Origin of the sequence: Geomonas diazotrophica, from assembly GCF_018919385.1 — a bacterium.
Taxonomy (GTDB): Bacteria; Desulfobacterota; Desulfuromonadia; order Geobacterales; family Geobacteraceae; genus Geomonas; species Geomonas diazotrophica.
In genome coordinates, this window is record NZ_JAHLMF010000008.1 from 244,083 (window position 1) to 267,769 (window position 23,687).

At 64.1% G+C, this 23,687-nt stretch carries 19 protein-coding genes; 2 read left to right on the plus strand and 17 right to left on the minus strand.

The genetic code is table 11. The features are described from left to right. Positions 1 to 62: 62 nt before the first annotated feature. Positions 63 to 368 (minus strand): hypothetical protein, encoded by a 306-nt coding sequence (locus KOM00_RS11055; RefSeq protein ID WP_216498970.1) that lies wholly within the window; start codon positions 366 to 368, stop codon positions 63 to 65. Between the two features lie 238 nt (positions 369 to 606). Between KOM00_RS11055 and KOM00_RS11060 the strand changes: the two genes are divergently transcribed. Beyond that, on the plus strand, positions 607 to 1,707 hold the full coding sequence (locus KOM00_RS11060) for an NADH:flavin oxidoreductase (RefSeq protein WP_216498971.1): 1,101 nt from the start codon (positions 607 to 609) through the stop codon (positions 1,705 to 1,707). Positions 1,708 to 1,766: 59 nt separating this feature from the next. Here KOM00_RS11060 and KOM00_RS11065 read toward each other — a convergent pair whose 3' ends face one another. From KOM00_RS11065 to KOM00_RS11120, 12 genes are all read right to left on the minus strand, one after another. Continuing rightward, positions 1,767 to 2,669 carry a hypothetical protein gene (locus tag KOM00_RS11065; protein WP_328758368.1) on the minus strand — a complete coding sequence of 301 codons (903 nt, stop codon included), beginning with the start codon at positions 2,667 to 2,669 and terminating at the stop codon, positions 1,767 to 1,769. Between the two features lie 66 nt (positions 2,670 to 2,735). Beyond that, a complete protein-coding gene (locus tag KOM00_RS11070; RefSeq protein ID WP_302467704.1) occupies positions 2,736 to 3,554 on the minus strand; it encodes an MlaA family lipoprotein in 819 nt (272 codons plus the stop codon). Positions 3,555 to 3,556: 2 nt separating this feature from the next. Further along, on the minus strand, positions 3,557 to 4,846 hold the full coding sequence (locus KOM00_RS11075; protein ID WP_216498973.1) for an alpha/beta hydrolase: 1,290 nt from the start codon (positions 4,844 to 4,846) through the stop codon (positions 3,557 to 3,559). 23 nt (positions 4,847 to 4,869) lie between these two features. Beyond that, a complete protein-coding gene (locus KOM00_RS11080; RefSeq protein ID WP_216498974.1) occupies positions 4,870 to 5,856 on the minus strand; it encodes a TAXI family TRAP transporter solute-binding subunit in 987 nt (328 codons plus the stop codon). Positions 5,857 to 5,926: 70 nt separating this feature from the next. Beyond that, positions 5,927 to 7,048, minus strand: coding sequence for an ABC transporter permease (locus KOM00_RS11085; protein WP_216499089.1), 1,122 nt, complete (start codon positions 7,046 to 7,048; stop codon positions 5,927 to 5,929). Positions 7,049 to 7,050: 2 nt separating this feature from the next. After that, positions 7,051 to 9,840, minus strand: a complete 2,790-nt coding sequence (gene rbbA / locus KOM00_RS11090) for a ribosome-associated ATPase/putative transporter RbbA (protein ID WP_328758372.1) — start codon at positions 9,838 to 9,840, stop codon at positions 7,051 to 7,053. Beyond that, positions 9,837 to 10,904, minus strand: a complete 1,068-nt coding sequence (locus tag KOM00_RS11095; RefSeq protein ID WP_216498975.1) for an HlyD family secretion protein — start codon at positions 10,902 to 10,904, stop codon at positions 9,837 to 9,839. The genes rbbA and KOM00_RS11095 overlap by 4 nt, the downstream gene beginning before the upstream one ends. Next, positions 10,901 to 12,478, minus strand: coding sequence for an efflux transporter outer membrane subunit (locus tag KOM00_RS11100; RefSeq protein WP_216498976.1), 1,578 nt, complete (start codon positions 12,476 to 12,478; stop codon positions 10,901 to 10,903). Before KOM00_RS11100 ends, KOM00_RS11095 begins: the two co-directional genes overlap by 4 nt. Positions 12,479 to 12,817: 339 nt before the next feature. Then, positions 12,818 to 14,233 (minus strand): AdeC/AdeK/OprM family multidrug efflux complex outer membrane factor, encoded by a 1,416-nt coding sequence (adeC, locus tag KOM00_RS11105; RefSeq protein WP_216498977.1) that lies wholly within the window; start codon positions 14,231 to 14,233, stop codon positions 12,818 to 12,820. Between the two features lies 1 nt (position 14,234). Continuing rightward, entirely contained in the window at positions 14,235 to 17,396 is a 3,162-nt protein-coding gene (locus KOM00_RS11110; protein ID WP_216498978.1) for an efflux RND transporter permease subunit, read from the minus strand. Between the two features lie 89 nt (positions 17,397 to 17,485). Next, positions 17,486 to 18,751 (minus strand): efflux RND transporter periplasmic adaptor subunit, encoded by a 1,266-nt coding sequence (locus KOM00_RS11115; RefSeq protein WP_216498979.1) that lies wholly within the window; start codon positions 18,749 to 18,751, stop codon positions 17,486 to 17,488. Between the two features lie 186 nt (positions 18,752 to 18,937). Continuing rightward, on the minus strand, positions 18,938 to 19,540 hold the full coding sequence (locus KOM00_RS11120) for a TetR/AcrR family transcriptional regulator (protein ID WP_216498980.1): 603 nt from the start codon (positions 19,538 to 19,540) through the stop codon (positions 18,938 to 18,940). Between the two features lie 209 nt (positions 19,541 to 19,749). Here KOM00_RS11120 and KOM00_RS11125 point away from each other — a divergent pair, with 209 nt between their 5' ends. Further along, positions 19,750 to 20,271 (plus strand): nitroreductase family protein, encoded by a 522-nt coding sequence (locus KOM00_RS11125; RefSeq protein WP_216498981.1) that lies wholly within the window; start codon positions 19,750 to 19,752, stop codon positions 20,269 to 20,271. 136 nt (positions 20,272 to 20,407) lie between these two features. On the opposite strand, the gene KOM00_RS11130 is transcribed toward KOM00_RS11125, so the two are convergent. The 4 genes from KOM00_RS11130 to KOM00_RS11145 all read right to left on the minus strand — a co-directional run bounded on the left by KOM00_RS11130 (position 20,408) and on the right by KOM00_RS11145 (position 23,650). Further along, on the minus strand, positions 20,408 to 20,995 hold the full coding sequence (locus KOM00_RS11130) for a M23 family metallopeptidase (RefSeq protein WP_407931686.1): 588 nt from the start codon (positions 20,993 to 20,995) through the stop codon (positions 20,408 to 20,410). 288 nt (positions 20,996 to 21,283) lie between these two features. Beyond that, positions 21,284 to 22,957: an FAD-dependent oxidoreductase gene (locus KOM00_RS11135; RefSeq protein ID WP_216498982.1), complete on the minus strand. Its 1,674-nt coding sequence runs from the start codon at positions 22,955 to 22,957 to the stop codon at positions 21,284 to 21,286. A 61-nt stretch (positions 22,958 to 23,018) separates the two neighbouring features. Further along, positions 23,019 to 23,252, minus strand: a complete 234-nt coding sequence (locus KOM00_RS11140; RefSeq protein WP_216498983.1) for an RND transporter — start codon at positions 23,250 to 23,252, stop codon at positions 23,019 to 23,021. A gap of 221 nt (positions 23,253 to 23,473) precedes the next feature. Beyond that, positions 23,474 to 23,650, minus strand: coding sequence for an FmdB family zinc ribbon protein (locus KOM00_RS11145; RefSeq protein ID WP_216498984.1), 177 nt, complete (start codon positions 23,648 to 23,650; stop codon positions 23,474 to 23,476). Positions 23,651 to 23,687: the final 37 nt, after the last annotated feature.

The following is a 23,687-nucleotide window of genomic DNA, read 5'->3' on the forward strand; positions in this document are numbered from 1 at the left end:
TGGCAGCGCGCCCTTTCTTTACCGCGGCCAAAGAGGCAGGGACCTGAAAGGCCCCTCCCCCGCTAGTGCCTGTTCAGCACGCGCAGCGTATCGTTGGCCTCCTGAAGTTTCTTCTTGAGGATCTTCAGTTCCTCGACCGTGTAGGTGGTGGCGCCCTGCTCGTTGATGGCGACCTGCAGCTTCCTGATCTTGTCCTGGATGCTGTCGACCTGGTTGTTGCAATCCTTCAGGAGCATCGCGCACTCTTTCTCGCACTGGGCGTCGCCGGTTTTGTGCATGCTGCCGTGGTTCGGGGCCTCGTCAGCCAGTACCGGGGTTACCGCCGCGAAAAGGGATACCGCCATGAGTACCAAGAGTTTACGTTTCATTGTTACATCCTCCTTTTATCGAGAGATTTTGTTGCGCTTCATTACGCACCTGTTCAACTAATAGCATCGGGCGTGCCAAATCGTAACTAGTTGAAATATCGAATCTCCTTTCAAGAGGAAGTCCAAAACTAGAGAATATTCAACAACACCAGTGGCTTATTCGGCAAGAGTTCACCGGGATCCGCCTTGGTTATAGCGGCACGCCCCTTTCCATCTGCAGGGGCTGAAGGAGTAAGGGATGGCACAACTTTTCGAAGAGGCTTGCCTTGGGAAGCTAAGTCTGAAAAACCGATTCGTGCGATCGGCGACCTGGGAGGGGCTCGCGGCTGAGGATGGCTCCGTCACGCCCAGGCTGACGGATATGATGGTGGAGCTGGCGAGCAACGACATCGGGCTGATCATCACCGGCTACGCCTTTGTCACCAAGGGGGGACAATCCACCCCCTGGCAGATGGCGGCCTGGGACGACCGGTTTCTCCCGGGCCTAGCCAGCATGACCGAGGCGGTACACGCAGCGGGTGCCAGGATCGCGCTGCAGCTTGTGCACGCCGGCCGATTTTCGTCGCAGGAACTGACCGGCGAGCGCCCGAGGGTCCCCTCGGCGGACGGCCCGCTCAACCAGGCCCTCACCACCGGCGAGATCGAAGGGCTCATTGCCGCCTTCGCGGACGCGGCCGCCAGGGGGAAAGCGGCGGGCTTCGACGCGGTGCAGCTCCACGCCGCACACGGCTTTTTGCTGAGCGAGTTTCTCTCCCCCGCTTTCAACCGGCGCGAGGACAGCTACGGAGGCAGCCTGCAGAACCGGGCCAGGCTGCTCCTGGACGTGGTCCACGCGGTGCGGCGCAAGGTGGGAGAGGCATACCCGATCCTCGTGAAGATGAATTCCGACGATTTCCTGGAGGACGGCATGACGGCGGAGGAAGCCCTCCAGGTCGCCCAACTTCTGGAAAAGGCCTCGGTCGATGCCATCGAGTTTTCCGGCGGCACCCCGCTGTCGGAGGAGCTGATTCCGCCTCGCCCAGGGGAACTGACCAGCAGGGAGCACGAGGTCTACTACCGGGCGGCCGCGCAGGACTACCAGAAACAGGTGGGGATACCGCTGATCCTCGTGGGGGGGATCCGTTCCTTCGAGGTGGCGGAAGAATTGGTGCAGCGGGAAGAGGCCCAGTTCATCGCCCTCAGTCGCCCCCTGATCGGTGAACCGGACCTGGTGCGGAGATGGCGCGAGGGAGACCGCGCCAAGTCGGTCTGCCTCTCATGCAACGGCTGTTTCGGTCCGGCGCTGGAGGGGTTGGGGGTGCGCTGCGTGGTCCTCGAACCGGAACAGGATCGGGCCTAGGCAAAGCGCCCCCTGCGGCGAAGCCGCAGGGGGCGCAGTCGTTCGGATATTCGTGCCGGCTAAGTCGGAATGTTCACCAGGGAGACCACCAGTCTCCTCCCCTCGGCGTCGCACAGTACGTCGAGGTTGATCTCGCGGGCTTCGGGGCCGGCCTCCTTGCGCTTGATCCCCATCCGGTCCACGACCAGCGTCTCCTTCCCCACCCACAGATGCTCCTCGGCTCGCCCCAGTACGTCGGCAACCACACCCAGGTAGACCTCCAGCATCTTGTCGTCCTTCCCTATCTCCAAAAGCTGCTCCTCGATCTGTGCCAACCGTTGCTCCAGGGTCGCCACGTCCGGTTCCGCTCCCGAGCCGGGACCGAAGCCGAAGCCGCCGCGGCGCAACAGGGATAGCTTGGAGCCCAAAAGCGTGCGGTGCTTCTCAAGGTTGCCCCGCCGCGTCTTGATCTCGGTGATCCTCCCAAGCGCTATGCGCAGCAGGTGATCGTAGGCGCGGCGCTTCAACAGGTAGCGGGTCTCCTCTTCCTTGTCGTTTAGGTCGATGAGCCTGTGTCCTTCGAAACTGACCGTCACCTGCGGTACGTCGCGCAGCACCACGTCGCCTGACATCGCGGCGCCCAGGGTGAGCCGCTCCTGCTTCTCCATGAGCAACAGCCCCGTCGCCACGCGTTGCCCGTCCCCCGGTTTGCCGCGCAGTTGCGCGAGCCCCGGGTCACGCTCCAGGAACAGTCCCATCTCCGAAGCGGAGATGAAATACGTGCGCAGGTTGGTCTCCTCGTCGTAGCGCTGCGGGTCGAGTGCCAGGATCGGGCCGGTGCCGTCCACAAGCGACACCACGTGGTCGATGGCATGCAGCACGGCCGGGCGGAGCTTCTTCTTGTAGCCGAAAACGGCACGGATCCAGGGATCGGTGCCGTCGACGGCGCGCTCTATGGCTTTGTTGACCAGGGATTCCGGCACGGCACCTCCTCGCGTGCCCCGCCTGAAGATGGAATGTAGGAACCTCAGCAACTGCTACCTCCGGACTTACTTCTTCTCTTTGGTCTGCTCGATGTCGTAGTCGCGCTTCATGGTGTACAGGGTCCGGATCAGCTCGTATTCGAAGGGGGAGCCGGTCTGGCGGTACCTGAAGGGGGTGCGATGCCTGCGGTCCACGGCATAGACACCGGCATAGGCGTAGGTGGCGGTGTTGTCGTTTAGCCAGGCCAACGGGCCGATGTAGTCAACGGTGGCCGCATCGGCGACCAGCCCGGCGGTATCCCGGACGTTGGAGGCGCCGAGCACAGGGAGCATCAGGTAGGTCCCGCTCCCGGTGCCGTAGTGCCCGAGCGTGAGCCCGAAATCCTCGGTCTGGCGCTTGAGCCCCATCTTCTTCGCCTGATCCCAAAGGCCTCCGATGCCGATGGTCGAGTTGATCACGAAGCGGCTCACCGTGACGCCGGCGCCCTTCAGATTGAACTGCATAAGATTATTAGTCAAGTTGGTAATTTCACCCAGGTTGTCGAGGGCGTCGGAAACCCGGTCCTCGAGGTAGTTGGGCATGATGAACTCGTAGCCGCGCACCACGGGGCGGTACAGGTACTCGTCGAAGTAGTAGTTGAACCGGTAGCTGCCGCGGTTGAACCCCTCCACCGAGTCATTCACGTCCAGCATGTTGGGCTGCCCAGGCTTGACCAGGTCCTCGTAGCGCCTGAGCGGCGGCTCGACCGGACCGGTGACCTTGGGCATCGAGCTGCAGGCGGAAAGCAGCACCAAGAGCAGCAGCGGCACCAGGAACCGCCCTCCCCCCCCGGTCCCTTTTCCGCGCGACAGCGAGCAAGGCATGTGATCGGCGATTTTTTTCATGATCACTCCTCCTTCCCTTTGAGAAAGCCGGTGATGGCGGAGACCACGTCGGGGTTGAACATGTTGCCCATGTGTCCGCCGCTTGGGAAGATCCATGCCCGGTCGTCGAAGACCCGTTCCAGGTACTCGATGTCCCCGGACACCAGGATGATGTCGTCCTCGTTGTGGATGAGACCGAACTTCCTGGACCCCTTCAGGTACCCCTCGAGCGAGCGCAGGGTTTCCCGCCGCAGCAAGGCCTCCCGGGTCAAACCCGGCTCCATCTTCTGGTAGTGCGGGAAAAGCCACTGTTCGAAATAGTCGACGAAGCTCGTCTTGTAGGCAACGATGGCGTAGCGGGTGAGCGAGGTGGTCGAGGTGAGACGGACGTTTTTGGGGACGATGTAGCCGCCGCCGTTCATCACGTCAGCCGTGAAGATCATGTCAGCGGCGTTCATGCGCGCGGTGAGGCCGATGAGGGCAGCCAGATTGCTCTCGCTGGGCTGCATCCGCTTGTAGGTGCGGTACATCGATTCGCCGCTAAGCCCCCCCGGCTCCCAGGCCTCGGCAAGGTGCATGGTTTGGCTGAAGACGCCGCGAAACCAGTTGTCGAAGTTGTCCATCCCTCCCGGGACGTTCTCCACCAGCAGCCGGTCCAGGGCCGATACCGAGTCGTACAGGCAGACCGGCGGGTTGATCAGGAGCACGCGCCTGAAGTTGAAGCGATGTTCCTGGTCGTCGAGTTTCGCGACGAAGGCGGCGTCAAAGCCCCCAAGGCTGTACCCGGCGAGCATGAAATGGGAGACGTCGACACGTTTGCGGACCTTCTGGTAGGCGAGATCCATCACCCGGTACAGGTCCTTGGCGTCGTCGGTGGCGATGCCGGGGAGCCCGCTGGCCGCGTTCACCACGAAGTCCATGTGGGTCGGCGAGGTGAGCGAGATGACGTGGAATCCCGCCTGGTACAGCACCTTCTGCAGCTTCAACATGCGCGGGACGTCGAAACGGGAACCGGAACCCGCGATCAGGAAAACCAGCGGGGCCTTGTGATCCTGGGCCACCAGCGAGCAGACCAGCCCGTTTTCGTACCAGAAGACCTCGGGTATCTCCCGCTTCGGGAAGGGTCGGACCACGAACTCGTGGACCGGGACCTCGTCGGGTAGCCGGACCTCGAATTCCTTCGGGAGCTCCATGACCGTCGCCTCGTAGGGGTTCACGAAGGGGTAGAAGTAGGATTGCGGTGGCGCCGCGGCGGCAGGCCGGGCGGCAAGGAAGGAAAGAAGCAGCAGAGTCAGCGCCAGTAAGCGTTTCATGAAGACCTCCCTACTGCCGGCCGCTAAGGTATCAGGCCGGACTCTTTGAAGTAGCGTGCCGCCCCCGGATGCAGAGGAATGGCGGTGACACGAGCGGCCTGCTCCGGTGTCAGATCCTGAAAGATCGGATGCTGGCGCCGGAACAGGTCGAGGTTCCCGAGTATCTCGCGTACGACATGGTACACGGACTCGTCAGACTGGTCGGCAGTGGTGAACAAGACGGTACGAACGCCGAGACTTTGCACCGCGCCAGCGGTCTGCACGTTGGGGTAGAACCGGGTGGGGATGAGAACCGGGGCGAGGAGCGGGTTGTTGGCCGTCACCTGCCTGATCAGCCCTTCGTCCAGCGGAACCAGGAGCACCTTGCGTTGTCCAGCACTCGCCTCCAGAACCGTCAGGTTCGGATGCCCGACGATGCAGAGGTAGGCGTCGATGTCCCCTTTTTGCAGCAGTTCCGGAGCGATCGCCGTAGAGTGCTCGGTGTTGATCACCTCCCCGGGATTGAGGCCGGACATCTGCAACAATGCGCTGGCGTACGTGTTGTCGATGGAGCCGGGGGCGCCGATGTTGAGCCTTTTCCCCTTCAGGTCCGAGACGCGCTTTATGCCGCTGTCCACCGCCGCAACGATGGTGACCGTTGCGGGATAGAGCCCGAGGACGGCCCGCAGTCCCCCTCTCGCCTTCCCCTCCCATGGACGCACACCCTGCATCGCCCTCTTCAGAAGTTCGGTTTCGGCGATGCCGAAAGCCGCCCTTCCCTCGGCGACGGCGTCGATGTTGGCCACCGACCCGGCCGAAGCGACGGTGGCGAGTCTCATGCCGTACACCGCGCTCTTCTTGTTGAAGATCTTGGCCACGGCACTGGCAGCGGCGTAGTAGGAACTGGTGGTGGTTCCCGAAGAGATGGAGAGGGGTTTGACGGTGCCGCACAGGGCACGGGGGACCGGGAAAAGTAGTGCTGCAGCAGCGGCCAGCAACACCAGGCGTGCGACCTGTCGGGAAAAGTGCATATGCTCCTCCAGATAACCGGATTTAAGCAACAAGCCTTAGTTATACCAAAATTTCCTACGTGCACACGTTTCACGTCATGGTTGCGATGGTCTTTCGGAAGCGTGAAAGCGAGATGGCGAAGAGGACGCTCCCGATCAGGAAGAGCGCGGCGAACTGGGGCCACACCACGTCAAACCCGGCGCCGCGGTACAGGATCGCCTGTGCGAGCATGACGAAGTGGGTGTTGGGGGCCGCGAGCATGACGCCGCGCACCGGCCCCGGCATGCTCTCGCGCGGCGTGGTGCCACCGGAAAGGATCTGCAGGGGAAGTAGGACCAGCATGGTAAGAAGGCCGAACTGCGGCATGCTGCGCGCCACCGTGCCCAGGAAGATGCCGAGGGAGGTGGTTGCGAAGAGGTGCAGGGCGGTACCCGCCAAAAATAGCGGCACCGACCCCTCTACCGGGACCCGCAGCGCCCCTTCGACCACAAGGTAGAGCGAGGCGGTGGTGGCGCAGAGCACCACGAGGGCCATGGACCAGACCTTGGCCATCATGATCTCAAAGGGAGTGATGGGCATGACCAGGAGATGCTCGACGGTACCGTGCTCCCGTTCACGGATCAGGGCGGCACCGGTCAGGATGATGGAAAGCAGGGTGATGTTGTCAATGATCTTCATGACGGCGCCGAACCAGGGTTTATTCAACTCCGGGTTGAAACGCGCCCTGAGAGCCAGGTCGACCTGCTGCCCCGAATCGGGGCGGTAGCGCTGCAAAAAACCGGCGATCTCGTTGGAGACGATGGTCTGGATGTGGGCGTTGCCGGTGAAGGCCTGGCTCATCCTGGTGGCGTCGATGTTCAGCTGGATTTCGGCGCTGCGTCCGGCGAGAAGGTCGCGCTGGAAATCGGGGGGGATGGAGAGGGCAAAGGTGTCGAGACCCGCATCCATCCTGGCGTCCATCTCTTCCCGGGTGATGAAGGACGGAGGGGAGAACTGGGGCGGATAGAAGGCATCGCCGATCCGGATGGAAAGCTGGGAGCGGTCCTCATCCACGATGGCGATGGGGGCCTTGTGCAGGGTCTCGGGCATGGCGGTCGCCGCGGCGTAAATGGCGAGCGAGAAGGCGTAGCAGATCAGGACCAGCATGACCGGGTCGCGCAGCAGGCTGAAGAGTTCCTTGACACCGAGGTGGACGATGTTGGCAACGCGCATGGTCACGATTCCTGCTTCTTGAGCATGACCGTCCCCAGGAAAAGAAGGATCGGTGCGGCCAGGGCAAGTGGAAGAAAGAACAGCTTCAGCTCCTCGAACCCTAGCCCCTTCCCGAAGGTCCCGCGGGCTATCAGGAGAAAATAGGTGGTCGGGTAGACGCGGCCGATGAGGGCCCCCACCCCTTCAAGAGAGCGGACCGGCTCCAGCATGCCGCAGAACTCGACGGCGGGGAGGATGGTCAAAAGCGCCGTGCCGAAAAGGGCGGCGATCTGGCTCTTCATGAAGGTGGAGATGACCAGGCCAAGCCCGGTCGCGGCACCCACGTACAAGAAACCGCCAAGGCAGAGCGCGGCGAGGCTCCCCTTAAGGGGGACCCGGAAGATGAAGACCGCCTGGAGGGTGAGGAGCAGGAAGCTCGCCATGGAGAGGACCAGGTAGGGGAGCTGCTTGCCGAGCAGGAACTCCAGCTTGGTCACGGGCGTCACGTAGAGGTTCACGATGGAGCCGAGCTCCTTCTCGCGCACCACCGAGAGCGCGGTGACGATGGCCGGGATCATCATCAAAAGAAGCGGGATCACGGCGGGGACCATGGCTGGGAGGCTCTTCACGTCGGGGTTGTAGCGGTAGCGGGTCTGGATGCTCGCCTGGGCGAGCGCCGGCGGAGAACTCAGGCGCTGCCGCGCCAGGTTGGCGAGCCAGTGGGCATGCATCCCCTGCACGTAGCCGCGCACGGTCTCGGCGCGGGAGGGCATGGTGCCGTCGATCCACGCCCCGACGGAAACAGGCCTGCCGTGTTCGAGGTCTCGTGCGAACCCCGGCGGTATCTCGATGGCAAGGGATATGTCGTTCGAGCGCATGCGGCGGTCCAGCTCCGCATAATCGCTAAGGGGGGGACGCTCCTTGAAGTAGCGCGAGCCGGCAAGGTTCAAGGCGTAGTCGCGGCTCAGGGTGCTCTGGTCCCGGTCCAAAACGGCATAGGTCAGGTCCTCTACGTCCATGGTGATGCCGTACCCCATCACGAACATCAGGATGACGCAGCCCAGAAGGGCAAGACAGAGCCGGACCGGGTCGCGGCGCAGTTCCAGCGCCTCGCGGTGGGCGTAACTGAACAGGCGGCGCAGGCTGAAGACTCGCCCTGCCGGAGTTCCGGGATAGCCGCAATTGGCGGCTGCAACGGCCTCCTGCGGTTCTTCTACGGCAAAGGCGCAGCCCATCGCGGCGGGCTCCTCGCAGGCCTCTTCCAGGTAGCCGATGAAGGCCTCCTCCAGGTCTGCGGCTCCCCTGTCCCGCACCAGCCGCGCGGGGGCGTCGCTCACCAGCACCCGCCCGGCATGCATGAGGGAGATCCGGTCGCAGCGCTCCGCTTCGTTCATGAAATGGGTGGAGATAAAGATGGTGACCTGGTCGCGGCGGGCCAGGTCCACCATGATCTGCCAGAAGCCGTCCCGCGCCACCGGGTCCACCCCGGAAGTCGGCTCGTCGAGGATCAGCAACTCTGGGCCATGGATCATGGCGACGGCAAGGGAAAGCCGCTGGCGCACGCCGAGTGGGAGCGCATCGGGAAGGAAATCCATCACCTCCTCGAGCCCGAAGCGCCGCGCCATCTCGGCAACGCGTGAGGGTATCACAGACTCGGGAAGACGGAAAAGGCGCGCGTGGAGCACGAGGTTCTGGCGCACCGTGAGTTCGGAGTAAAGGGAGAAGGACTGGGTCATGTAGCCGACCCGGCGCCGGGTGTCGAGGTCGCCGGGATCGACCGGCCGCCCGAAAAGGCTCGCCTCCCCTTCGCTGGCGGGGAGAAGCCCGGTAAGCATCTTCATGGTGGTGGTCTTGCCGCAGCCGTTGGAGCCGAGGAATCCGAAGATCTCCCCCTTCCCGATCCGGAAGCTGACCCGGTCCACCGCGGTGAAGTCGCCAAAGCGCATGGTGAGGCCGGAGGCCTCGATAGCCGTTTCGGCAGCGAGCTCCCCTTCCCTCGCGGGGATGAGCACCGGCCGGTACCCCGCACGCTGCGCTGGGGGGAGGAGCGCGATGAAGGCCTCCTCCAGGGTACGGCTGGCGGTCTGCTCGAGGAGCTCAGCAGGCGTTCCGGTCGCCAGCACCTTCCCGGCGTTCAGCGCCACCAGCCAGTCGAAGCGCGCCGCCTCCTCCATGTAGGCGGTCGCGACCAGGATGCTCATGCCGCTTTGCCGGCTGCGGATACGCCCAATCAGTTCCCAGAACTGGCGTCGCGACAGCGGGTCGACGCCGGTGGTCGGTTCGTCCAGGATGAGCAGGTCGGGATCGTGGATCAGCGCGCAGCAAAGCCCGAGTTTTTGTTTCATCCCACCGGAGAGCTTGCCAGCAGGTCTGCCAGCAAAGGGGGCGAGTCCCGTGGCGGCAAGGAGTTCGCCGATGCGCCGATCGCGCTCGGCGCGGCCGTGGCCAAAGAGACGGGCGAAGAAATCCACGTTCTCGAAGACCGACAGGGTCGGGTAGAGGTTGCGCCCCAGCCCCTGGGGCATGTACGCGATGCGCGGGCAGACCCGCCTTCTGTGGGCGGGGTCGGCCATGCTGCCGCCGAGGACTTCCACCCTCCCCGCCTGCAGCCTGCGGGAACCGGCCACCAGGGAAAACAGGGTGGACTTCCCCACCCCGTCCGGACCGATGGTCCCCACCGTGCATCCTGCCGGCAGGGCGAGGGTGACGTCATCGAGCGCAACGGTCCTGCCGTAGCGGAGCGTTACCCTCTCCAAAAGGGCGGCGCTGCCGCCTTCCCCGCCCCCATCCTGCCCTGGAGCCTGCGGGGTCACCGGACTACCTTCTTGAGGTGCGCCGGCCAGGGGCGCTTCTCATCGAGCCGCACGTAGGCCATGCCGGGAAGGCCGGTCTTCACCTGGGTGATGTGCTTTTTAAGGAGCTCCACCGGGAGCTGGGCCCTCACCCTGAACATGAGCTTTTCGCGCTCGCTCGCAGTCTCGACTGTCTTCGGGGTGAACTGGGCCACGTCGGAGATGAAGGAGACGCGTGCCGGTATGACGTACTGAGGTGCCGCATCGAGTACGAGCCGCACCTCGGTGCCAAGTGCCACCCTTCCCGCCGCCGCGGTTGGCAGGAAGAAGGTCATGTAGACGTCGCTCAAGTCGACCATGCTTACCACCCGTCCTCCTGCGGCAACCACTTCTCCTGGCTGAGCCACGCGGTACTGCACCCGGCCGTCGCGCGGCGACTTGAGCGCTGCGTCCCTCAAATCCGCCTCGATGCGCTGCACCGTGGCGCCCACCGCCGCCACGTTGGAAACCTCGCCCAGCACCTTCTGCCGCGCCGTGGCCACGGCCGCCTCCGCCGCCGCCTCCTGGGCGCGCGCCGCCGCCGTCGACGCCTTTGCGCTGGCCAGGCGGGCCAGATCGTCATCGGCTTCCTGCTGTGAGGTGGCCCCCTCGGCGGCCAGCGTTCTGGAACGGGCCACCCTTTTGCCGGCCAGCGCGAGCTCCGCCTCGCGCTGCGCCACGACCGCCTGGGCCGCGGCCTTCTCGCTGGCGCGCTGGGTCATCTCGCTCTTCGAGGTGAGCACGGCGTTTTGTGCCTTGACCAGCTGTGCCTGGGCCTCCCGGTGCTGCGCCTTGAGCACCTCGGTGTCCATGAGCGCCACAATCTGGCCGCTTCTGACGAACTCCCCTTCCCTGACCATGATCTCCTGCACGCGGCCGGGGCTCTTGGGCCCGACGTCGATCTCGACCGCTTCGATACGGCCGTTACCGCTAACGATCCCCTCATCGGCGTTGCGACGCCCGAACTGCTGCCACAGGATCAGGGCGAGCAGCATCAGCACCACCACTGCCGCGACCTGGATCCTCCTGTTACCAAGGCCTCTCATGGCTTGGCCTCCCCCTTCGGAATTCCCCCCGCACGGGGACGGGATGCACCTTTTTCAGGCGTGCCTTCCTCCGCGTCCCCTTCTCCCCCCAGCGCTGCGTAAAGCTCAACCCCGGCAGAAAGCAGGGCGCGCCGCGTCTGCACCAGGGCCTGCTGGGCAACAAAGCGGTCCCGTTCCGCGTCGAGCACCTCGAGATAGGTGGCGGCCCCCGTGTCGTAGCGGAGCCTGGCCAGCCGGGTGCGCTCGGTCTGCGCGGTCAGCGTGGCACGCTGCGCCTCCACCTGCTCGGCCAGCCAGTGCCGCTGCGCCAGCGCGTCTGCCACATCGCGGAAGGCCCGCTGCACCACGCGCTCGTACCCGGCTACGGCCTCGCGCTCCCTGGCCCTGGCGAGCTCCAGGTTCGCCGCGTTGCGCCCCCCCTGGAAGATAGGGAGGGAAATGGCCGGGGCAAAACTCCAGGCGCCGCTTCCGGCAGCGAATAGCCCGGATAGCTCGCTGCTAGCCGTACCGAAGCTGCCGGTGAGTGCGATAGCCGGGAAGAAGGCTGCCCGCGCTGCGCCTATGGCCGCGTTGGCGGCCTTTAGGTCGTGTTCGGCGGCCATCACGTCCGGACGGTTGAGGAGAAGATCGGAGGGGAGCCCGGGGGCGATGGCCGCGATAAAATCCTGTTCCACCGCGCTCAAGGGGAGCGGCGCGAGGTTCACCGCCTCCCCCGCGAGGAGGGCCAGCGCATTCAGGTTAAGGGCGCGCAGCCGCATCAGCGCCGGGAGTTCGGCCCTGGCCTGGTTCAGCAGGGTCTCCGCCTGCACCGCGTCCAGTTTCGAAGCGGAGCCGACCTCGAAGCGGCGCCTGGCGATGCGGAAGGATTCTTCACGGCTTTGTATGGTGGCCTTTGCCAGGGAAACCCGTTCGAAAAGCTCGCGCTCCACAAGGTAGCTCTGGGCAACCTGAGCCACCAGGCTCACCTGGACCGCGCGCCGGGCCTCGATGCTCGAGAGGTACGACTCGAGAGCGGCCTCTTTAAGGCTCCCTACCCTCCCCCAGAAATCGAGCTCCCAGCTGGCAAGGAAGAGGCCGGTCTCGAAGAGGTTGCCTGTCATGGCCTGTCCGGTGACGGAGAGATCTGCCGGGGTGCGGGAGCGCTCCGCCCTGGCGCCGGCAGAGATGCCGGGGAGCTGGTCGGCGCGGCGGATGCCGTAGAAGGCGCGGGCCTCCTCGATCTTACGCCGGGCAACGGCAAGGTCCCGGTTCTGTTCCAGGGCACGAGAGATCAGGCGCTTTAATTCGGGATCAGCAAAGAAGGCGGTCCAGCCGGGAAGGGATGCGGCAGCCCCGTTGTCGTGCCCCGCTTCCGGGTAGTGCTGCGGGACAGGGAGCGCGGGGCGCTGGTAGGAGGGTTTCAGCGAGCAGCCGCACAGAAGAACGGCCAGGCAGAATAAAAGAGGCGTGGGAAAAAGCGGACGAGTGCGTGACGGCGCTTTCGGAGTCAGAGGGCCCGGCCGGGCGGAGGTTTGCCCCGGCCGGCAGGAAGGTTCGGGTTCCAGCGGGTCGCCGTCTTCCGGCTTCTGTGCCATGAATACGCTCCTCTGTCACAAGGAATTCTTCACAAGCTACAGCGAGGGCACCCCGAAGAAAATACACTATCTACGCTACGGGAAGCTCTCAGGTAAAACTATAAACCCAATCTAGTGTTTGAAAAGAAAGTGGACCAGATTTATCGGCCAGTCAGGATGAGGCTCCGGTGCCAGAAGGTAGTAAGCTGTGAGTAAAGCGGCAACGGCGATTACGCAGTAGAGGGTGATGCGTGCTCTGGACAACGGGGCTCCTTCCGGCCACAGGGAATTCGACGCGGTTCGCCCCCCTGCGCTGTACTTCGTCCCCGGGCCGGCACCGGCCCGGGGATATTTTCTGCCTTACTTGCTGCCGCCTCCCAACACCTTGTAGAGGGTCACCATGTTGTTCAGGCGCGCGAGGCGGGTGGTGATCAGGTTCTGCTGGGCCGCGTACAGCGAGCGCTGGGCGTCAAGGACGTTCAGGTAGCTGTCGATGCCGGTCTGGTAGCGGGCCTGGGAGAGACGGAAGGTCTCGGCAGTGGCGCCGGTCAGGGATTGCTGTGCCGCCACCTGCTCGTCGATGGTGCCGCGCTGGGCGAGCGCGTCGGCTACCTCGCGGAACGCGTTCTGGATCGCCTTCTCGTACTGGGCTACGGCTATGTCGCGGTCCACCTTGGCCACCTCGAGGTTCGCCTGGTTGCGCCCCCCTTCGAAGATCGGGACCGAGACGCTCGGCGCGAAACTCCAGGCCAGGTTCCCCCCCTTGAACAAGCCGGTGAGCTGGTCGCTGCCAAAGCCCACGCTGGTGGTCAGGGCGATGCGCGGGAAAAAGGCTGCGCGCGCCGCACCGATGTTGGCGTTGGCGCCTTTGAGGCTGTACTCGGCCTGCAGGATGTCCGGACGGGAGAGGAGCACGTCCGAGGGGAGCCCCGGCGCCACGTCCTTGACCGCGGTGAGAGCCTCGGTCAGCGACTTGGGGAGGAGGTCCTGCGGGACGTCGGAACCGACCACCAGGGCGAGGGCGTTAAGGTCCTGCGCCACCAAAGTGGTGTAGCGGGCAATGTCCACTCGGGCGGAGTCCACGCTGGTCTGGGACTGCTGCAGGTCCAGCGCGGAGGCGACGCCCGCCTCGAACCGGCTCTTGCTGAGCCGGTAGGACTCCTGCTGGTTCGCCAGGGTGTCCTTGGCGAGCTGCAGGCGCTCGAGATCGGAACCGAGCGTCAGGTAGGCGTTGGCCACCTGGGATACCAGGGTGATCTGCACGCTGCGACGCGCCTGTTCGGTGGAGAGATACTGCTCAAGCGCCTGGTCCTTCAGGCTCCTGATCCTGCCGAAAAGGTCGAGCTCATAGGAACTGATACCGACCGAGACGTTGTAGGAGTGCCCCACGCCACCGTTGCCGTTCTGGGCCAGGTCGTCGGCCGTCTTCTTGACGGAAAACGAGCCGTCGCCGGTGACCGTTGGGAAGAGGTCGGCGCGCTTTATCTGGTACAGGGCGCGGTAGCGGTCCATGTTCAGCACCGCCACCTTGAGGTCACGGTTGTTGTCCAGGGCGAGCGTGATCAGCTTCTGCAACTGGGGCTCGACGAAGAACTCCTGCCAGGGGATCTCCGCCAAGGGCTTCTGCGCAGCCGGCTCCGCCTTGTAGGAAGGGCCGTTGGGCCAGTTGGCCGGGACCGGAGCCGCCGGCTGGGTGTATTTGGGTGCCATGGAGGCGCAGCCTGAAAGGAACAGGAAGGCGGCCAGGGCAAGGGGTTTGGCTATCGCGCGTGTCATGCTAGTGCACCTCCGAAACGGGGGCGGCAGCGGCCTTTTTGGCCGTTCCGTGCTTCTTTGAGAACATCTTCGTCACCATGACGAAGAAGAACGGGATGAAGATAAGGTCGATGAAGGTCGCCGATAACAGACCGCCGGTCACCGCGGTGCCGATGGCGTTCTGGGCGCCGGCACCCGCCCCCTTGGTGAGAGCCAGCGGCAGCGTGCCGAAGAAGAAGGCGAGCGAGGTCATGATGACCGGGCGGAGCCTGATCTTGACGGCGGTGAGCGTCGCCTCGACAAGTTCGTGCCCCTGGTGCATCTGGTCCTTGATGAACTGGATGATCAGGATCGCGTTCTTGGTCGACAGACCAATGGTGGTCAGGAGACCGATCTGCAGGTAGATGTCGTTCGGGAGCACCCGCAGGGTCACCGCGGTGACCGCGCCGACAAGGCCCAGCGGGAGCATGAGCAGGTTGACGAACGGGATGCTCCAGCTTTCGTAGAGGGCCGCGACGGCGAGAAAGACCACCAGGAGCGAGATGGCGTAGAGGGCAGGCGCCTGCTTGCCCGCGTTCTTCTCCTCGAAGGAAAGGCCGGTCCACTCGTAGCTGATCCCCGGAGGGAGCTTGGCGGCCATGGCCTCCATCTCGGCCATCGCCTCGCCGGTCGAGATCCCCTTGGCGGCGTTGCCCATGATCTCGGAGCTCGGGATGCCGTTGTAGCGCTCAAGGCGCGGCGAGGCGTGCTCCCACTTGGCGGTGGCGAAGGCGGAGAAGGGTACCATCTCCCCCTTGTCGTTTCTCACGTACCACTTGTTGATGTCCTCGGGGACCATGCGATAGGTCGCGTCGGCCTGCAGGTACACCTTCTTGACCCTGCCGTTTTGCAGGAAGTCGTTGACGTAGGAGGAGCCCCAGGCCGTGGCCAGGGTGTTGTTGATGTCCGCCAGCGACACGCCCAAGGCACCCGCGCGCACGTCGTCGATGTTCAGCTTGAACTGCGGGGTGTCGTCCTGGCCGTTGGGGCGCACCGCCATGAGCTTCTTGTTCTGGCTGGCCATGCCCAGGAGCTGGTTCCTGGCATCCATGAGCGCCTGGTGCCCGAGGCCGCCGCGGTCCTGCAGCTGGAAGTCGAAGCCGTTGGCCTGGCCAAGTTCGACCACCGCGGGGGGCGAAAAGGCGAAGGCCATGCCGTCGCGGAACTTGGAGAAGGCGCCCATGGCACGGCCGGCGACGGCCGGTGCCTTCAGGTCCGGGGTGGGACGCAGTTTCCAGTCCTTGAGCTTAACGAAGGCGAGACCCATGTTCTGGCCGCGACCGGCGAAGCTGAAACCGGCCACCGTGATCAGGGAGTCGACGCTCTTCTTCTCGTTTTCAAGGAAGTGCTTTTCGACCTTCTCGAGCATCTTGATGGTGCGCTCCTGGGTGGCGCCCGCAGGAAGCTGGATCTGGCAGACGATGAAGCCCTGGTCCTCGTCCGGCAGGAACGCGGTGGGGAGCCTGAGGAAGAAGAAGGCCATGGCGCCGACCAGGCAGCCGTAGAAGATCAGGTAGCGCAGCGGCTTGCCGAAGGAGTTGCCGACGATCGACTCGTACCTGTGGCGCGCCTTATCGAACATCCGGTTGAACCAGCGGAAGAAGCCGCAGTACCACCCGGACTCGCAGGGCTCGTGCCCCTTGACGACCGGCTTAAGAAGCGTCGCGCAGAGCGCCGGGGTGAGGATCTGGGCGGTCAGCACCGACAGGATCATGGCGGAGACGATGGTGATGGAGAACTGGCGGTAGATGACGCCGGTGGAACCGCCGAAGAAGGCCATCGGGATGAAGACGGCGGAGAGCACCGTCGCGATCCCCCAGAGGGCCGAGGTGATCTGCCCCATCGACTTCACCGTGGCGTCGTGAGGAGAGAGCCCCTCCTCGGTCATGATCCTTTCCACGTTCTCGACGACGACGATGGCGTCGTCGACCAGGAGGCCGATGACGATGACCAGGGCGAACATGGTCAGGGTGTTGATGGAGAAACCGGCTGCGAAGAGGACGCCCAGGGTGCCAAGGAGAACGACCGGCACCGCGATGGTCGGGATCAGCGTCGCGCGGATGTTCTGCAGGAACAGGAACATGATGATGAAGACGAGGCAGACCGCCTCCATCAAGGTCTTCACCACCTCCTCCATGGAGATCTTGACGAACGGGGTGGTGTCGTACGGGTAGACGACCTTGGCGCCGGCCGGGAAGAACTTCTCCAGCTCGACCATCTTGGTCTTGACCCGGTCCGCGGTGTCGAGCGCGTTGGCGCCGGCGGCAAGGCGCAGCGCCATGGCGGCGACCGGCTTACCCTTGTAGCGGGCCAGGGTGTCGTAGTTCTCGGTGCCGACGTCGATCTTGGCCACATCCCTGAGCTTCACCGTGGAGCCGTCGGAGTTGGTGCGCAGCACGATCTCCTCGAACTGCTCCTGGTTCTGCAGCAGGGTGCGGGCGGTGATGGTCGCGTTCAGCTGCTGCCCCTGCATCGCGGGCATGCCGCCGAACTGGCCGGCGGAGACCTGCGCGTTCTGGGCCTGCAGCGCGTTGGAGACGTCGTTGGGGGTCAGCTTGTAGTTGTTCAGCTTGTCGGGGTTCAGCCAGATGCGCATCGCGTTCTGGGAACCGAACACGGTCACCTCGCCCACGCCCTCGATGCGGCTCACGATGTCCTGTACGTTGGACACCATGTAGTCGGTCAACTGGTAGCGGTTTAGGCTGCCGTCCTCGGAGACGATGCCGACGATCATCAGGAAGTTACGGGTCGACTTCACCACCTGGATGCCCTGCTTCTGCACCACCTGCGGCAAAAGCGGCGTGGCGAGCTGCAGCTTGTTCTGCACCTGCACCTGGGCGATGTTCGGGTCGGTCCCGGCCCTGAAGGTCAGGTTGATGGAAACCGCCCCGGCGGAGTCGCTCGTGGAGGACATGTAGAGCAGGTTGTCGATGCCGTTCATCTTCTGCTCGATCACCTGGGTGACCGTGTCCTGCACCGTCTGGGCGGAGGCGCCCGGGTACATGGCGTTGACCGAGATCTGCGGCGGCGCGATGGGCGGGTACTGGGAGACCGGCAGCGACTTCATGGCCAGAAGGCCTGCCAGCATGACCCCGATGGCGATGACCCAGGCGAAGATGGGTCTGTTTATGAAAAACCTGGACATGGAATAAGCTCCTTAAATCTAGAGGCGACGTTCTACGTTCTGCGTCTATACGTGGACGTCTGCTGTTTGCGCCTGTGTTGGTTCGCCGACTACTTCTTCTGGGGCTGCGCCGGGGCCGCCGGTGCTGCGGGTTTTGCACCTGCGGCTCCTGCCGCACCCTGACCTGCCGCGCCGGGTGCGCCGCCGGGGGCGCCCTGCCCTTCGGGGGACAGGAACGGCACCACCTTCACCTGGGTGCCGGGACGCGCCTTCTGCAGCCCCTCCAGGATCACCTTCTCGCCCCCCTGCAACCCGGAGCTCACAAGCCACGCGTCACCAACGGTACGGGCGACCTGGATCGGCCTCGGCTCCACCTTGTTCTCGGCACCGACCAGCATGACAACGGCCTGCCCTGCCGCGTTGCGGGTAACGCCGCGCTGCGGGATCAGGATCGCCGACTCGTTGATACCCTCTTCCAGGACGGCACGCACGAACATGCCGGGAAGCAGGGTCTGTTTAGGGTTGGGGAACGTCGCGCGCACGGTGATGGAGCCGGTGCTCTGGTCCACGGTCACGTCGGAGAACTTCAGCGAGCCGGCCGCCGGGTAAGCGGTGCCGTCCTCGAGCAGGAGCTTCACGCGGGCCTGGCCGGCCTGGTCGCGCTTCAAGAGCCCGGTGGCGAGGCTGCGGTTAAGCTTCAGCATGTCCGAGCTCGACTGGGTCACGTCGACGTACATGGTGGAAAGCTGCTGGATGGTCGCCAGGGCGGTAGGCTGGTTCGCCGTCACCAGGGCGCCGTCGGTTACGCTGGAACGCCCGATGCGACCGGAAATGGGGGCGGTCACCTTGGTGTAGGCCAGGTTGATCCGGGCCGTCTCAACGGCGGCCTTCGCGGAAGCGACGTCGGCCTCGGCCTGCTTCAGGGCGGCGTAGGCGGAGTCGTAGTCCTGCTTGCTCACCGCGTTGATCTTCACCAGCTCGCGGAAGCGCTCCTCCTTGAGCTTGGCCGGGAGCACGTTGGCTTCGGCGCGCGCCTCGGCTGCCTTGGCGCTGGCGTAGGCGGCCTGGTAGGTCGCGGGATCGATCTGGTAGAGCACCTGCCCTGCCTTGACGTCGCTACCCTCGGTGAAAACACGCTTCAGGATGATGCCGCTCACCTGGGGGCGGACCTCGGCGATCAGATAGGGGGAGGTGCGGCCGGGAAGCTCGGTGGTCAGAGCCACGCGCTGCGGCTTGACCTCGATGACACCCACCTCGGGCGGACCCATCGGCGGGCCGCCGGCCTGCTGCTGTTTCTTGCCGCACCCGGAAAGAAGCAGGGAGCCGCTCAGAAGAACAACGACGGATAACAACTGTGCCCTGTACTTGATCTGCATGAAAACACCTCGTTTGGTTGGTTACTGCCGTGAAAAGGTTTAGGCGGGCCGCGTGCGGGCCGCCGGTTATTTGCGTTTAAAGGAAACCAGGACTACGATGCCGCCCCAGGTAAGGGCGCACAGAATCAGACAAAGTTTCATCAGCATCGGTACAAACACCTCGTATTAATGAACGTTCAATCCACCTTAGCGACGCAGCGCGTCCCAGCAGGCACCCACCACCTGCTCGATCAGCGCGTCATCCAGCTTGACGAAACCCAGGATGTGATCGCGGCAGATGTCCACCAGCGGACCGAAGAAGAGCGAGAAGAGGATGGCCAATTCCAGCGGCTTGAAGATCTGCTGGGCCACGGCCTCGTCGAAGAGTTCGCTGATGACGTCCTTTCGCCCCTGCCCGAAGATCTTTTCGCGCCGGTGGTCCACGCCGTAGGGGGAGTTGTGGAACTGCTCGACGAAGCGCAGCTGCAGCGGCTCGCTGATCAGGTGGCGCACCAGCGCCGTCCCGATGTGCACCAGGCGCTCGCGCACCGGTCCTTTCTCGGGATACCCCTGCATCATGACCTCCACGAAGCGCTCCTCCACGTTCTTGTAGATCCAGCGAATCAGGTCGTCCTTGTTCTCGAAATAGCGGTAGATGGTACCGGCGCCGACGCCGGCCTTCTCCGCGATCATGGCCATGGGGGCGCCGTGGAACCCCTGCTCGGCCACGAGCTCCAGCGCCGCCTGGATGATGGCCTCGCGCTTCTCGGCACACTTGTCCGGTTTTTCACACTTCTCTGGTTTTTCCATCGTCTTCCCTCTATGCGGAATGAATCTTCATTCCTTATATTCCTCCACCCGCATCCGTGTCAATAAGGTATGCCGAAAAAAACGATTAAATGTGACAAAGGATCCGCAAGCTTTGCATGCAAGAGCGGCGTTTGACTCGCGGCTAGTTTTGGAGTAGATTTGCCCCCTTGGATCAACGCCGGCGCTATGCCTTTAGGAGATGGAGAACCATGATCGAACTGTTACGCAAACGCCGCAGCATAAGGAAGTTCACCGACGAGAAGGTGTCCACCGAGGCCATGGAGACACTGGTGGAGGCAGCCCTAAGAGCACCCGCTTCTCGCAGCCTCAACCCCTGGGAGTTCATCGTGGTGGATGACCCGCAACTGCTTCAGCAGCTCTCGCGGGCCAAACAGCACGGCTCCGAGTTCGTGGCGCGCGCCCCCTTGGCCATCGTGGTCTGCGCCGACAGCACCAAGTCCGACGTCTGGGTCGAGGACTGCTCCATCGCCGCCATCCTGGTCCAGTGCACCGCCCTTTCCCTGGGGTTGGGGAGCTGCTGGGCCCAGATCCGCAACCGCAAGCACGACGCCCTAAAGAGCGCGGAGGAGTACCTCCAGGAGCTACTGGGACTACCCGAGGAGGTGAAGGTGGAATGCATCCTCGGCATCGGGCACCCCGCCGAGCGCCCAAGGCCCCTCCCCGCCGACAAGCTGCAGCGGGAAAAGGTCAGGATGAACCGCTGGTCCTGAGACGGCAACAGCAGCGAAAGCACGCCAAAGGAAAGGCCCGCCCCTACAAGGGGCGGGCCTTTTTCCGTACGATGGCCAGGGTAAAAAAAGGGCACATCCCCGAGGAGGTTCAAGGGATGCGCCCAATAACACCTGTTTAGCCGCCGTTTATGTCAGATTTGATGTTTTGCAGAAGGGATTTGAGGGATTCGTCAAGCCTCTGCTCAAGCACCCGGCGCACCTCACCCTTCAGCTCCTGGGAGCGGCGTTGCGGATCGACAGCAGCGACCTCGGGCACCTCCTCGCTTTCGCCGGTAACCGGGCGCCCGCTCGGAATCTGCTCGTAGTGGCCGTGTGGTCCGGTGGACCTGCCGCTGTTGCCGGAGAGGGCCAGCACGGTGCCCGCCTCGACCCACTCCCCGGAACGGACGTTCACGGATGCGTTATGGCCGTAGAGGGTGCGGTCGCCGTTATCGTGCGCGAGGATCACCGTGGCACCGTAGCCGCGGCGCTCCCCCGCGAAGGCCACCCTCCCGCCGCGCGTCGCCCGAACCGGCGTACCGACCGGCACGGCTATGTCGATCCCGCGGTGAAATGCAAGCTTGCCGCTCCCGAACGGGTCGAGACGCCAGCCGACACCCGAGGTCACCACGCCGTCGACAGGGAGGGTGCCGCCGGCGAACGCAGGGCGCGCTGCGCTGCACAGAAGGATCGCGAAGATGAAAATGAAGTAGCGTGCCGGCACTGGTGTTCCTGACCAAAAGTAGATGCGAAGCCCAAAGACAGGAAGCCATCATCAAGTTGCGTGCCAGTTCCCGCACCGTGTGACAACCGGCTGATTCCACGACCGTCTCTGTCGCCGTGGCTTCGGACGGGGACGCAGGTAGTGGAGAATATTCCCTGGGACTGCAGGATATTCGGCAATCGCCGTATTGGTACGGGGAGAGGGAGAGTGGACCTTGGATTGCATCTTCAAAAAGAAAAGGGGCCGCTGCAGGGCGGCCCCCCATTTTCGCGTTGGCTGACCTTGCCGTTACTGGTCCCGGAAGCGGTAGGGCCAGGCCATGATGCCGCCGTCCATGAACTTGACGTCGGCAAACCCGGCCGCGTCCAGTATCTTCTGCGCCTCGTACCCCCTGAGGCTCACCTTGCAGAAGGCGACGATCTCCTTCTCTTTAGGGAGTTCTTCCAGCCGCTCGCGCAGCGCTCCCAGCGGGATCAGCTTCGCCCCGGCGATGCCGATTTCGCCGTGCTCCGCGGGAGAACGGACGTCCAGCAGGATGAAGTCGTCGCCGTCTTCCAGCTTCCTTTTCACCTCGCGCGCCGAGATACCGCGGGCGTGACCGGAAAGCTTGTTCTTCATGATGTCGGCGGCGACGATGAGGTTGTCCATGGCGGCGCCGTAAGGGGGAGCGTAGGCGAGGTCCAGTTGGGAGAGCTGCTCCGCGCTGGCCTTGAAGGTGATGGCGGTTGCGGCGGCGTCGAGCCGTTTGTCAACGGCGCCCTCCCCTGCCGCCTGGAGTCCCAGGATGCGGCCGGTGCCGCGCTCGGCGACCAGCTTCAGCAGGATCGGTTTCGCCCCCGGGAAAAAGTGGGCGCGGTCCGGCGCCGGAGAGATCACGGTCTCCACGTCGAACCCGTGCCGCAGCGCCTCGCTCTCGGTAAGGCCGGTCTTGCCCGCGTTGACGTTGAACACCTTGAGGATGCTGGTGCCGATCACGCCGGCAAAGGTCGCTTCGCCGCCGGCGGCGTTGATCCCGGCGACGCGCCCCTGCTTGTTGGCGGTGCTCCCCAACGGTATGAACACCTTTTTGCCGGTGACCAGGTGAGTGGTTTCGCAGCAGTCGCCGCAGGCGTAGATATCGGGGTCGCTGGTGCGCAGGTGTTCGTCCACCGCGATGGCGCCGGTCACCCCGATGGCGAGCCCCGCCTCCCGGGCCAGGGCCACGTTGGGTGTCACCCCGGGGGCGAGCACCACCAGGTCGGCGGCGATCTCCCTGCCGCCGGCAACCACCGTCTGCACCTTCCCCTCGCCGGCAAAGCCGGTGACGGCGCAGCCGGTCAGCACCGTCACCCCTTGAAGCTTCACATGCTTCTCCACCACTGCCGCGACCTCGGCGTCGAGCACGCCGGGCAGGAGCTGGTCGCGCATCTCCACCAGGGTCACCTGCACCCCCTTGCCCTGCAGCGCTTCGGCGGTCTCAAGGCCGATGAGTCCGGCGCCGATGATGCAGGCGGAGGCACCGGCAACCGCCCTCTGCTTCAAAAGCTCGGCGTCCTCGATCGACTTCACGGTGAATACGTTCGGCAAAGAGACGTTCTCCAGGTCGGGGACGAACGGGGAACTGCCGGTGGCCAGGACCAGCTTGTCGTAGGGAAGCGCGCTCTCCTCCCCCCCCGCCTCGCGCAGACGGATCATCTTCTGTAGCCGGTCGATGCCGGTCACCTCGGTGTTGGTCCGGACCGCGACCCCTTTCACCTTGCTGAAGAAGTTGCGGTCGCGCACCACCCCGACCGGGGTGCTCATCAGTTCCTTCAGGTCCTTGACCGTGTCGGACACGTAGTACGGGATGCCGCAGGCGCCGTACGATATGAAGCTGCCGCGATCGAGCACGACGATTTCCGCCTTCGGGTCCGTCCTTCTGGCCTTGGCGGCCGCCTTGGCCCCGGCGGCGTTGGCGCCTATCACCACTATCCTTTTGTTCATCAGCATCTCCTTCGAAAGGTCTTAACGCCTCGCACACCCGCCACGGCCGCGTCATACGCGCTCATTGAGGGGCTTTTCTCCGCCCCCGAAGATCCGCCACCACCCGGCACGCCAGCAGCGCAAAAGGCCAGGCATGCCAGAACAGGTCGAATACATCGAGCGGCCGCACCAGGGTACCGGAGAGGAGCATCCTCACCTTGCCGAACAGGTGTGGCTCGGGTACGAAAGGGGCGAAACCGAGCAGCAAGGCGATCGGGATCAGGGTCCCGTATCCGGGGAGCTTAAGCTTTTCCAAGTGGTCCTCCGAAAGTGCAGCTACCTGAGCGACCCGGTGCAACCGCGGCCGCAACCGCACAATATACATTCGCTTTTTTGCATGTCAACATAATTCCATCGTTTACAGCATCGCCACCGCAGGGTGCGGGGCGCATGCGGCCGAAAACAAAAAAAGAGGAGGTCTCTAGGACCCCCTCTTTTCTGTTCGTGCTGCGCCCAACTGGGCGCCCGTCAGAACCTTCAGCCGCCGCTGTGGCACTTCGTTTCCGAAGCGCTCCCCGCCGCAAAAGTCGACATCGCCTTCTTCACCTTCGCGGAACCGCAGGTCGGGCAGCCGCACTCATCGGCCGCGCCTCCCTTTTGCAGCTTCTCGAAACGGGTACCGCAGTCGTTGCAAACGTACTCGAAAATCGGCATCGCAGCTCTCCTCGTATTTTATATGCAAACTTTTGCA

Coding starts and splice junctions, on each gene's coding strand:
- KOM00_RS11120 (WP_216498980.1), bottom strand. CDS start 19,540: ATGGAAAAACCAGAGAAGTGTGAAAAACCGGACAAGTGTGCCGAGAAG.
- KOM00_RS11125 (WP_216498981.1), top strand. CDS start 19,750: ATGATCGAACTGTTACGCAAACGCCGCAGCATAAGGAAGTTCACCGAC.
- KOM00_RS11055 (WP_216498970.1), bottom strand. CDS start 368: ATGAAACGTAAACTCTTGGTACTCATGGCGGTATCCCTTTTCGCGGCG.
- KOM00_RS11075 (WP_216498973.1), bottom strand. CDS start 4,846: ATGAAACGCTTACTGGCGCTGACTCTGCTGCTTCTTTCCTTCCTTGCC.
- KOM00_RS11145 (WP_216498984.1), bottom strand. CDS start 23,650: ATGCCGATTTTCGAGTACGTTTGCAACGACTGCGGTACCCGTTTCGAG.
- KOM00_RS11080 (WP_216498974.1), bottom strand. CDS start 5,856: ATGCACTTTTCCCGACAGGTCGCACGCCTGGTGTTGCTGGCCGCTGCT.
- KOM00_RS11095 (WP_216498975.1), bottom strand. CDS start 10,904: ATGAGAGGCCTTGGTAACAGGAGGATCCAGGTCGCGGCAGTGGTGGTG.
- KOM00_RS11060 (WP_216498971.1), top strand. CDS start 607: ATGGCACAACTTTTCGAAGAGGCTTGCCTTGGGAAGCTAAGTCTGAAA.
- KOM00_RS11115 (WP_216498979.1), bottom strand. CDS start 18,751: ATGCAGATCAAGTACAGGGCACAGTTGTTATCCGTCGTTGTTCTTCTG.
- KOM00_RS11135 (WP_216498982.1), bottom strand. CDS start 22,957: ATGAACAAAAGGATAGTGGTGATAGGCGCCAACGCCGCCGGGGCCAAG.
- KOM00_RS11100 (WP_216498976.1), bottom strand. CDS start 12,478: ATGGCACAGAAGCCGGAAGACGGCGACCCGCTGGAACCCGAACCTTCC.
- KOM00_RS11070 (WP_302467704.1), bottom strand. CDS start 3,554: ATGAAAAAAATCGCCGATCACATGCCTTGCTCGCTGTCGCGCGGAAAA.
- adeC (WP_216498977.1), bottom strand. CDS start 14,233: ATGACACGCGCGATAGCCAAACCCCTTGCCCTGGCCGCCTTCCTGTTC.
- KOM00_RS11085 (WP_216499089.1), bottom strand. CDS start 7,048: ATGCGCGTTGCCAACATCGTCCACCTCGGTGTCAAGGAACTCTTCAGC.
- KOM00_RS11110 (WP_216498978.1), bottom strand. CDS start 17,396: ATGTCCAGGTTTTTCATAAACAGACCCATCTTCGCCTGGGTCATCGCC.